This window comes from Weeksella sp. HMSC059D05, assembly GCF_001809725.1.
In the GTDB taxonomy this organism is placed as follows: domain Bacteria; phylum Bacteroidota; class Bacteroidia; order Flavobacteriales; family Weeksellaceae; genus Weeksella; species Weeksella virosa.
Genome location: NZ_KV798514.1, coordinates 105,981 through 116,281 on the forward strand (window position 1 = coordinate 105,981; position 10,301 = coordinate 116,281).

The window sequence follows — 10,301 nt, forward strand, 5'->3', positions numbered from 1 at the left end:
CGTTTAATTTTCTTTTTCGGTAGGAGGGGTTTCGGTAGGATGATTCTCTGTCGTCGATTCGGGAATTTTCTCCAACACCAATCGTCTGTAAATCGTCGAGAAGCGAATCAATTTTTCCATGATGCTTAAATAATTCCCATTCTCGACATCTCGACTCATGCCCGAATTAGCATACGTATACTCGATAAAATCATTGATTTTGTACGACGGTATTTTCAGGTCGTTGATAAAATAATCATCACCGAAATATTTTCGGATACTTAAGCGTCTATCAGCTTTGGCTTCGAATTCCAAGGTTGCTTTTCTTTTGCGCATATCGCCCGAAAGCACATCGTAAATCCGACCAATATCTAATCGAGTAAGCGAAATATCTCCGTTGAAGAACCCTGCCTTCAGTGCCGAAGTATCCCGAATAGGATTGATGTCTGGATTCACGCCCAATTGCTTGTAGAGCTTGGTAACTTTATCTGTACGTTTTCCGGCTTTCACATCTTTGGTAAGAATTCCCGTAAGATGGGCAGTAATCAAAGCGGTTTGTAATTCTATTACGTTGATATTTAGGTGGATAACAACTAGATTTTTGGCAAATAACTCGTGTGAGAGTTTTATTTTTCTGTTTTCGTAATAATCTGATTTTAAATCCAAAACATCCCCTTCTTTTGCACGGATAGAAAAGTTTCCTGCAAAATTACTGATCGCAATTTCTTTTGTCCGCAGATTAGTTACATATACGCCTTCTGCCATTTCACCATCCGGATCGAGGATAATATTGCCATGTACCCATTTCTCGGCTTGCTGACCAAATAAACCACTCCCGAAAAGCATGAAAAAAATTAACCAAAGGTATCTATACAACATAGGTAAATGTAAGAATGAAACAACTAAAATATTCAGATTTTTTGCAATGCAAGCTATGATTCTTAAAATTATGAAAATATTAGGATTCTATTCATTTGTTTGCTGCAATTCGTTGAGATATTTCGGAGCGTATTCTTCAAGAATCAAACCAATATCAAAATACCGTTCTGGGTTCACCATATCTTTGATGTTCGTTCTCTGAATGGTGTAATTAATGAAGTTTTCTATTTTCTCTGCCGGAATTTTCAGTTCATCGGTAAAATAATCATTCGGGAAATAATCTTTTATTTTGGTTGCAAAATAAGCTTCATTTTCATAAAAATCTAAGTTCCTTTTTTTTCGATAATAACCATTCAAGTGCCCGATGAGTTCAACTGGTTTCAGAATCTGTCCTACCTGAAATTTATACAAATCTTTTTTATCTCTGACCACTTTTGGTAGAGCTTCTTTGTACGATTTTTTTCGGATTCCTAAACTTCGATACAGATAGGTCATATCCGATTCATCGGAAAAACGATCCATCCGAAGAGGATTTACCATGGCTGTGTTGAGTTCGATAACTTCGATATTCATATGCACTTCTGCATACGCTCTCGCATACAAATCAGGGTGCACAATAATCTGACGACTCACCAAACCAAGTCTATCGAATTGTATCGTGTCGCCAATTTTAGTATAAATAGAAAATTGACCTTTTTCGTCGGTTTTGCTCGAGGTTTTAGAACGAAGATTGAAGATATTGATGCCTTCTACCGAGTGGTCTTCTTCGTCATCGATGACAATTTTACCGTTGATTGTTTTCATTTGCGCAAATTGTGCTTTCCCGACAAACAAACCAGTAAATAATAAAGAAAGAAAAAAGTAAAATGTTTTCATTCGCATGTGTTTACTCGAAAGTAAGAACAATCTTCGATTAAAATCGATTTGTTAATGTTATTGTGATTTTCGGATTCCAAGTTTTTCTAAGATTTTATGCCAACGATATTGGCGGATAAACCGTTCCTCTTCACGATTGACCATTTTAGGAAGTTGAGCGTTTTTCGCGTCGAAATAACCTTGTAAATATCCAACAAAATAAAAGGGTTTTCGTTTGTTGATAGCCAATTTCAATGCGGCAATGGTTGTAATCCAAAAACCATAGCCCAGTGTGTAATAAGCGCCACCTTGTTTCAGGAGAGCTTCGGGTTGATAATTTGCGCCCGTTGGTTTCAGATGTTTTACTTTCAGGTTGGTTAGTGTATAGACTTCCCAATTGTGGTATTTGGCCAATAATTCGTCAACAGTATCCCAACCCATTTGTGGACGCAAACCTCCAATAGCTTCATATACTTCTTTTCGGTAGGATTTAAAAGCGCCACGCACATGATCCGGATCGGTTAATTGCTCTAATCGCCACTGATTATTTTTTTCGATATAGGCATGTCCGCCCAAAATACCTACTTTCGGGTTGTGCGAAAACTCGTTTATAATCTGTTCGAAATAATTGAGAGGCAAATCTAGATCAGCATCCAGTTTTACCAAAATATCGTACGGTTTGGTGAGATGAGGCAAACCAGCCAAAAAAGCCAAAACCACTTTACTGCCAGGTTGATGCTCGGCTTTCGAGGTTCGATTAATCAACCGAATCCAAGGGTGGTTATGTGAAAATTGCTCGACAATGGTTGGTGTTTTATCACTCGAATGATCGTTGACCACAATAATTTCTGATGGTAAAACACTTTGCTTGATCAGCGATTGTAAAGTAATCCCGATAAAAGCTTCTTCGTTATGTGCAGGAATAATAACCGAATAATTCACTTAGATTGGGTTTTTACGTTCTGCATAAACTGCATAATACCGTGGATAGAAATACCGAAGAATCGGGCGAATACCAATTTTTTTTGTGGGATGTGTCCATTGATGGCGATGTTTGATTTCCCACCCAGATTTTTCTAAAAGGAAGTCAAATTGCCATGATTCGAACTCATGATAATGCACATCTCGTTCGTCGTTTTTATTACGGTAAGCAGGCGAGAACCATAATTTCAGAGGAACAGAAGCCAAAAGCTTGTTGGCAGGTAAATGCGTGAGAACACCCATCGGGTTGACCAAATGCTCTAGGATTTCTAGAGCCGTAACAAATTCTACGTCGTAATTTTCTAACACCTCAGGATGGTAATCGAGATCTTCACCTTGGGTGTTTTCTACCAGAAAACCATTTTCTTTCATCACAAAAGAAAAAGGATTTTCTACCCCTATATCAAGAATTTTTGTGCCTTTTGGGGCAAATTTGGTTAATAATTTCAAGGTTTCGTTGTATCTTTTTTCTGGATATATTTTGTACATCAATCAAGTTTTAGATAAGCGGTGAATAGAACGTAAAGATACTACGCTCGAATAGATTTGGGCATTTTTGTCGAAAATATTTTATAATGATTTTTCCTTTTATCGATAGATTTTTTTTAGAAGGTAAGATCCTATGTTGCTATAGGTAAAACTCTATCCTTTTGTTGCTTAATATTTGGGTTGATTGGACAAGGATATTGTCCTACCAAAACTCCTGGCGTAAAGAAAAATATCGTAAAGAATTGTTTCGTTTTAAGTATTTTTGTGTAATGAAGTATTATAGACTAAGAAAAAAAAATCGGGTGATGGGCTATGCAAAAGAGAGCATTTCTTCTGTAGTCTATTACAAAGCTTATAACGATTTCCAGTGGTCGGAGAAGCAAATGGATTTTGATACAGTGGATAGAGATATTGGATTGAAAGACAAAAAACATCGACGAATATACGAAGGGGATATTGTACTATACTATTTGAGTGAGTCTTTTGTAGAAAGAAGAGGTTTGGTACAAATAAATGAAGAAACGCAACAAGCCGAATTGGTCGATTTACGTCAGGGATTTATTACGCCAATTAATGTAGAAAGTTATAATCTTTTCGAGCACGATAAATTAGAAGTTGTTTCGCATGCTTTTACTGAAAACAGTGAATTACGATAGGACTTTTAATATTTGTTAAATTTTTTTAAGTACATTTGAATCAAGAAAACATAAAACCATGTCATACGGATTATTAAAAGGAAAAAAAGGGATCATATTTGGAGCTTTGGATAGCAATTCTATCGCCTGGAAGGTTGCAGAGCAATGCCATGCTGAAGGAGCAGAATTTATTTTAACCAATGCGCCGGTTGCTCTACGAATGGGACAATTGAATGCTTTGGCAGAAAAAACAAATTCAGACGTTATTCCGGCCGATGCCACTTCTATGGAAGATTTAGGGAAATTGTTTGATGCTGCAGCGGAGAAATTCGGGAAAATCGATTTCATCTTACATTCTATTGGGATGAGTGTTAATGTACGCAAAGGAAAAGAATACATCGACCTTAACTATGATTGGTTAACAAAAGGTTGGGATATTTCTGCTGTATCTTTTCACCGAATCATGAAAACTGCATGGGATAGGGACATCATGAACCGCGGCGGAAGTATTTTAGCTTTAACCTATATAGCCGCCCAGCGCACATTCCCCAACTACAACGATATGGCTGATAACAAAGCTTACTTAGAATCTATTGCTCGTAGCTTTGGATATTTCTGGGGTAAAGAAAAAGGTGTACGTGTGAATACGATATCTCAATCGCCAACCCCAACAACAGCCGGACAAGGAGTGCAAGGCTTTGATGGTTTCATAACATATGCTGAGAAAGTTTCTCCTCTTGGAAACGCAACTGCACAAGACTGTGCAAATTACTGTGTAGCAATGTTCTCTGACCTTACTAAAATGGTTACGATGCAAAATCTTTTCCATGACGGTGGATATAGCAATACAGGAGTTTCTGCAGAGGTTATACAAAAGTTCGAGCCAACGGCTGATAACGAATAGAAAAACCAGTAGAAATATAGATATAAAAAATTCCGCTATCGAGCGGAATTTTTTATATCCAAAAAGTTAATAATAAATAAAGGATATTTTCAGGATTATTTTTTTAGAGCTTCTAAAATAGCTCGATTAAAATTCGATAAATCATTGGGAGTCCTTGAGGTGATTAAATTGCCATCAATTACCACAGACTGATCTAGCCATAATGCACCTGCGTTTTCTAAATCTTTTCTCACAGAAAGATAAGAGGTTAATTTCTTACCTTTTACAACTCCAGCATCAATCAAGACTTGTGGTGCATGGCAAATAGCTGCAACTGGCTTCCCTGCATCGTTAAAGTCACGGATAAGTTGTAGAGCATTCTCATTGAGGCGTAATTTGTCGGGATTCAGAACTCCACCCGGGAGAATCAAAGCATCATAACAAGAAATATTTATTTTTTCTTGATCGACATTGCGATTTACCTCGTAGGTTTTTCCCCAATCGGTGTGATCCCAAGATTTGATCGGTTCTAAAGTAGTAGAAATAATATCTACTTCAAAACCAGCGTCTTCCAAAACTTTTTTTGGCGAACTCAATTCCACCTCCTCAAATCCTTCTTCGGTTAAGATTGCTATTCGTTTGTTCATTGTTTGGGGTTTTTTACTTTGGGTTTATCACCCTATTACTTCGAAATTTGTACTAATATATTGCTTTTTCGGACAATGAGAAAAATAAAAAACAACAGTAAATATTTTTTATTCTCTTTTTTAATAAAAGTTTAACTATTTAAAACCAGGTTAGATAACAAAAATCATTGACTATGTAGTGTTTAATCGGCTGAACTCGCTTATTTTTGTACGACAAAACAATAAAATGGATAAGCTGCAAAAAATTCTATTTTCTACCAGGACCATGGCAGTTCTTTTATTTATTTACGCTGCTGCTATGGCGATTGCCACTTTTGTGGAAAACGATTATGATACTCTTACCGCAAAAAAATTGATTTACGATGCTACCTGGTTCGAGATTCTAATGGTTTGGTTAATGGCTCTTTTTATTGCTAATATCAAACGTTATAGTTTGTGGTCGTTTAAGAAACTTCCGGTTTTGGTGTTTCATTTAGCATTTTTGTTTATTTTCTTAGGTGGTGCAATTACACGCTATATTTCTTTTGAAGGGCAAATGCCAATTGCAGAAGGTGAAACAACCAACGAAATCATATCAGATAAATCATATTTCAAGATGATAATTGACGACGGTGAACAGCGAATGGCTTACGATAATCACGAATATGCGATGACTTATTTCGATAGAAAAGACAGCACTTCGTTTTTGTTTCGTCGACACTTCGAAGGAAAATATCAGTTCAAAGATAAAGTCATTAAACTAAAAACGTTTGATTATATCCCTCATGCACTTGATACGATTGTGCGAACCGATAAAGGAGAACGTATTCTAGAATTGGTTACAGTAGGTGAGGGCGGACGCCGTTCGGTTTTCATCAGAAGTGGAGAAATTAAAAGCATAAATGGTGCTTTAGTAACTTTTAATCGACCAATGGATGGTACCATTCAATTGAGAGAAGTTGATGGGCAGATTCTTATAAAGTCACCTTTCGAGGGAGAATATGTTCAGATGCAAGGACAGGCAATCGGGCAAATTACCGATGAAGAAAAACTAAGAGAGGGCGCAGGTAAATTAGCCTTCAATGTAGAAGAGCCGTTAAAATACCGTTCGTTATATTCGATCATGAATGCACAATTTGTGGTACCTGTTCCACCTTTTACGGGAGAAGTTCAGTACCGACATGGTTCGAAACTCAATCCGAATGAAGCCGAATTACCTGGGGCTATCTATGCAGAAGTTTCGGTAGGAAATGAGCGCGACACTGTGGTTATTGTAGGTGGAAGAGGACAAACAAACTATACCGCAGATGCCAATTTAGCAGGATTGAACATATCGATTGGTTATGGATCTAAAATTGTAAAAACACCTTTTAGCATACGATTAGACGACTTTATACTCGATCGTTATCCAGGATCTATTAATCCATCATCTTTCGAAAGTATGATAACCGTAATCGATGAAGGTAAAGAAACTCCACAGCATATTTATATGAATAACGTGATGGATTATAAAGGCTATCGTTTTTTCCAGGCTAGCTATTTCCCAGACGAACAAGGAACCATCCTTTCTGTTAACCAAGATTGGTGGGGGACGAATGTTACTTATGTAGGATATTTTCTATTGTTTACCAGTATGTTTGTTACTTTATTTTGGAAAGGAACGCGTTTTTGGCAATTGAATTCGCTACTGAAAGCATTGCATCAGAAGAAAATGATTCTCCTACCATTTTTCTTATTAAGTTTTTATGGTCTCGGACAACTACCAAGCACAACCGATGGTAGAAGTGCACAAGAACCAAAAGCACAACAAGAAGTGCATACGGCCGAACACATGAAAGCTTTCCAGAAAGAAATGGATAATCCTAATGATTTGGTAAGCAAGGTAAAAATTCCAAAAGAGCATAGTGAAAAGTTTGGACATTTACTCATTCAAGATATCGAAGGACGAATCAAACCAATCGATACACAAGCATTGGATATTCTTCGGAAAATCTATAAAAAAGATAAATATTATGGGCTATCGGCTAACCAGTGGTTTATCGCCGTACAACTCGATCCTGCTTTTTGGGCCAATGCACCATTGATTAAGGTAGACAAAAAAGGAGGTGTTAAACTAAAAAATTTAACAAAAGCCAACGATGATGGTTATACCTCATTAATGAATCTTATCGACCCGAAAACAACTCGTTTTGTGTTGGATGAGCACTATAACAAATCCTTCTCTAAAAAACCAGCCGAACGCTCAAAGTTTGATGACGAGGTAATTAATGTTACCGAACGTTTTAATATTTTGGATAATACAGCAAAAGGATACCAATTGAAAATTATTCCGGTACAAAATGATCCTTCAGAGCGCTGGACGTCTTGGGTTTATCAAGGAAAAGAGAACCCTGTCGAAATCGATACCATGGCTTTAGGAATGATAAGTGTTTACTTCAACATGGTTTCGAAAGGGATCGAAACGGGCGATTGGCGAGCAGCAGATAATGCAATACATTACATTGATGAGTACCAACACAAATGGGGTAAAAATGTAGTCCCACCCTCAAAAAAAGTAGAAATAGAGGTTCTATATAACAAAGCCAATATTTTCTTTTGGATAATGATTGCTTATACAATTGTTGGTTCCGCCTTGGTTATTTTAGCATTTATTCAGCTCTTTAGAGAATCGAAACTATTACGGTATATTACAAACTTCTTTATTGGGCTTACCGTTATTGTTTTTATTCTGCAAGCTATAGGTCTTGGGGTACGTTGGTATCTCACAGGACACGCTCCTTGGTCGAATGGGTATGAAGCTATTGTATTTATATCTTGGGTTGGAGTGCTGTCTGGCTTATTACTACATAAAAATAGAAACGCTTTTATCCCTGCAACCGGAGCAATGGTAGCGGTAATTATGATGGGGTTTGCACACGGAGGATCGATGCTAGATCCACAAATTACCCCCCTAGTTCCCGTGTTAAAATCATACTGGTTAATAATTCATGTTGCTATCATCGTGTCTAGTTATGGTTTTTTTGGTCTAAGTGCTGTTTTATCTTTATTCTCTTTGATCATCATGTTGTTCAGACCGAATAAGAAAATAAAAATATCCTTAAAAGAAATGGCATATGTCAACGAAATATCGCTGACTATTGGTTTATTTCTTCTCACCGTTGGGACATTCCTTGGAGGGATGTGGGCCAACGAATCTTGGGGTAGGTATTGGTCTTGGGACCCGAAAGAAACATGGGCATTTATTACAGTAATTGTCTATGCAATAGTTCTGCATATGCGTTTAGTGCCAGGCTTACGAGGTTTATGGGCGTATAATATTGCTGCAATGTGGTCTATTTGGTCGGTTATTATGACCTATTTTGGAGTAAATTATTACTTATCAGGATTGCATTCATATGCAGCAGGTGACCCAATTCCGGTTCCATTATGGGTGTATTTAGCTGCTATCGGAATGTTGATTTTGAGTATTGTCTCTAAAATAACCTATAATAAATACCACAAAAAAAAGAAATAAAACTATCATCATAAAAAGCACCACTTTGGTGCTTTTTTTGTACCTTACTAAAATTAAAAAAAATAAAATACACCAATGTTAAAGTACGGAATAATCGGTTTATTGAGTTTCTCTTTTTTAGCTTGTAACGCACAAAACAAAGAAATTTCATCACCAAAAAAAATAGAAAATCAAATGACACGGCCAACAATTTATCAATACAGTTTCGAGGATATCAACGGAGAAACTTTCAATTTTGCCGACCTCAAAGGAAAAAAAATATTAATAATCAATACCGCGTCCAAATGTGGATTTACATCGCAATTCGAAACGCTCGAAAAAATTTATAAACAATACAAAGATCAAAACTTTGTAATCGTTGGTTTTCCTTCGGATAATTTCTTGAATCAAGAATACGATGATAATAAAAAAATTGCCGAATTCTGTCAACTCAACTATGGTGTAACTTTCCCAATGATGAGTAAAAGTGATGTGAAAGGGAAAAACCAAAATCAAATTTTTAGTTTTCTTACACAAAAAGAATTAAACGGTGTAGAAGATGCCAAAGTAGGATGGAATTTTCATAAATTTTTGATCAATGAAGACGGTACCTTAGAAACCAACTATCCATCAAAAGTAACCCCAGATAGTAAAGAAATTATCGGTTGGATAGAAAAAAAGTAAAATGAAGTTAGATATTTTAGCCATCGGAGCACATCCCGATGATGTAGAATTAGGATGTTCGGCAACCTTAGCCAAAGCTATTGCCGAAGGTAAAAAAGTAGGAATCCTTGATCTCACACAAGGCGAATTGGGGTCGCGTGGCACGGCTGAAACAAGAAAGGAAGAAGCCAAAGCAGCTGCAAAGATATTAGGAGTCAAAGTGCGTGAGAATCTACAATTGTCTGATGGCTTTTTTCAGAACAATAAAGACAATCAACTTGCCATTGTCAAGATAATTCGTCAATATCAACCCGATATTGTATTGAGTAATCCTCCAACCGATCGACATCCAGATCACGGCAAAGCAGCTGAGTTGGTAAGCAATGCCCTGTTTTTGTCTGGTTTGATAAAAATAGATACCCAGCAAGAAGCATGGCGACCAAAAAAACATTTTCATTATATACAATGGTTACCTATAGAGCCAACTTTCTTGGTAGATGTTTCAGGCTATTTAGATATTAAAGTAGAAGCTTGTATGGCTTATAAAACTCAATTTTATAATCCAAATCTAGAGGATGAACCACAAACAGCAATCTCGTCGAAAAATTTCACGGATTCTATTCGCTATCGAGCGTTGGATTTAGGACGATTAATTGGTGTAGAAGCTGCTGAAGGATTTGTGGCATGTAGATATATTGGCATTCAATCGCTTGACGATTTGATTTGATTTTTCTTTGAAAAATATTTGTAAATATCGAATTCAATAGTATATTTGCAGTCCAATAGAAATGGTGGTTGTAGCTCAGTTGGTTAGAGCG

Annotated in this window: 10 protein-coding genes; 5 read left to right on the forward strand and 5 right to left on the reverse strand. The window is 36.7% G+C overall.

The features are described 5' to 3' along the window. Positions 1-3: 3 nt before the first annotated feature. The 4 genes from HMPREF2660_RS00485 to HMPREF2660_RS00500 all read right to left on the reverse strand — a co-directional run bounded on the left by HMPREF2660_RS00485 (position 4) and on the right by HMPREF2660_RS00500 (position 3,183). Positions 4-858 carry a hypothetical protein gene (locus HMPREF2660_RS00485; protein ID WP_255356385.1) on the reverse strand — a complete coding sequence of 285 codons (855 nt, stop codon included), beginning with the start codon at positions 856-858 and terminating at the stop codon, positions 4-6. Between the two features lie 87 nt (positions 859-945). Next, entirely contained in the window at positions 946-1,734 is a 789-nt protein-coding gene (locus HMPREF2660_RS00490) for a hypothetical protein (RefSeq protein ID WP_141743524.1), read from the reverse strand. A gap of 57 nt (positions 1,735-1,791) precedes the next feature. Beyond that, the gene (locus HMPREF2660_RS00495; RefSeq protein ID WP_070485164.1) at positions 1,792-2,655 is read right to left on the reverse strand and encodes a glycosyltransferase family 2 protein; all 864 of its coding nucleotides are present in this window, start codon (positions 2,653-2,655) and stop codon (positions 1,792-1,794) included. Further along, positions 2,656-3,183 carry a class I SAM-dependent methyltransferase gene (locus HMPREF2660_RS00500; protein WP_070485165.1) on the reverse strand — a complete coding sequence of 176 codons (528 nt, stop codon included), beginning with the start codon at positions 3,181-3,183 and terminating at the stop codon, positions 2,656-2,658. A 269-nt stretch (positions 3,184-3,452) separates the two neighbouring features. Here HMPREF2660_RS00500 and HMPREF2660_RS00505 point away from each other — a divergent pair, with 269 nt between their 5' ends. Both HMPREF2660_RS00505 and HMPREF2660_RS00510 read left to right on the forward strand, forming a co-directional pair. Beyond that, entirely contained in the window at positions 3,453-3,839 is a 387-nt protein-coding gene (locus HMPREF2660_RS00505; RefSeq protein WP_041942038.1) for a YopX family protein, read from the forward strand. 58 nt (positions 3,840-3,897) lie between these two features. Further along, on the forward strand, positions 3,898-4,722 hold the full coding sequence (locus HMPREF2660_RS00510; protein ID WP_070485167.1) for an enoyl-ACP reductase FabI: 825 nt from the start codon (positions 3,898-3,900) through the stop codon (positions 4,720-4,722). Positions 4,723-4,817: 95 nt separating this feature from the next. Here the strand turns inward: HMPREF2660_RS00510 and HMPREF2660_RS00515 are convergent, their stop codons facing one another. After that, the gene (locus HMPREF2660_RS00515; RefSeq protein ID WP_013597552.1) at positions 4,818-5,348 is read right to left on the reverse strand and encodes a type 1 glutamine amidotransferase domain-containing protein; all 531 of its coding nucleotides are present in this window, start codon (positions 5,346-5,348) and stop codon (positions 4,818-4,820) included. Between the two features lie 265 nt (positions 5,349-5,613). On the opposite strand from HMPREF2660_RS00515, the gene ccsA reads away from it, so the two are divergent. From ccsA to bshB1, 3 genes are all read left to right on the forward strand, one after another. Next, the gene (ccsA, locus tag HMPREF2660_RS00520) at positions 5,614-8,841 is read left to right on the forward strand and encodes a cytochrome c biogenesis protein CcsA (protein ID WP_317039352.1); all 3,228 of its coding nucleotides are present in this window, start codon (positions 5,614-5,616) and stop codon (positions 8,839-8,841) included. Between the two features lie 174 nt (positions 8,842-9,015). Next, complete coding sequence (locus HMPREF2660_RS00525; protein WP_317039353.1) at positions 9,016-9,504, forward strand: glutathione peroxidase; 489 nt, start codon at positions 9,016-9,018, stop codon at positions 9,502-9,504. A 1-nt stretch (position 9,505) separates the two neighbouring features. Continuing rightward, positions 9,506-10,210, forward strand: a complete 705-nt coding sequence (bshB1, locus tag HMPREF2660_RS00530; RefSeq protein ID WP_013597549.1) for a bacillithiol biosynthesis deacetylase BshB1 — start codon at positions 9,506-9,508, stop codon at positions 10,208-10,210. Positions 10,211-10,301: the final 91 nt, after the last annotated feature.

Bases quoted from the DNA above. Each gene is read 5' to 3' on its own strand.
- HMPREF2660_RS00485 (WP_255356385.1), bottom strand. From the start codon at position 858: ATGTTGTATAGATACCTTTGGTTAATTTTTTTCATGCTTTTCGGGAGT.
- HMPREF2660_RS00490 (WP_141743524.1), bottom strand. From the start codon at position 1,734: ATGAAAACATTTTACTTTTTTCTTTCTTTATTATTTACTGGTTTGTTT.
- HMPREF2660_RS00500 (WP_070485165.1), bottom strand. From the start codon at position 3,183: ATGTACAAAATATATCCAGAAAAAAGATACAACGAAACCTTGAAATTA.
- HMPREF2660_RS00505 (WP_041942038.1), top strand. From the start codon at position 3,453: ATGAAGTATTATAGACTAAGAAAAAAAAATCGGGTGATGGGCTATGCA.
- HMPREF2660_RS00510 (WP_070485167.1), top strand. From the start codon at position 3,898: ATGTCATACGGATTATTAAAAGGAAAAAAAGGGATCATATTTGGAGCT.
- HMPREF2660_RS00515 (WP_013597552.1), bottom strand. From the start codon at position 5,348: ATGAACAAACGAATAGCAATCTTAACCGAAGAAGGATTTGAGGAGGTG.
- ccsA (WP_317039352.1), top strand. From the start codon at position 5,614: ATGGCAGTTCTTTTATTTATTTACGCTGCTGCTATGGCGATTGCCACT.
- HMPREF2660_RS00525 (WP_317039353.1), top strand. From the start codon at position 9,016: ATGACACGGCCAACAATTTATCAATACAGTTTCGAGGATATCAACGGA.
- bshB1 (WP_013597549.1), top strand. From the start codon at position 9,506: ATGAAGTTAGATATTTTAGCCATCGGAGCACATCCCGATGATGTAGAA.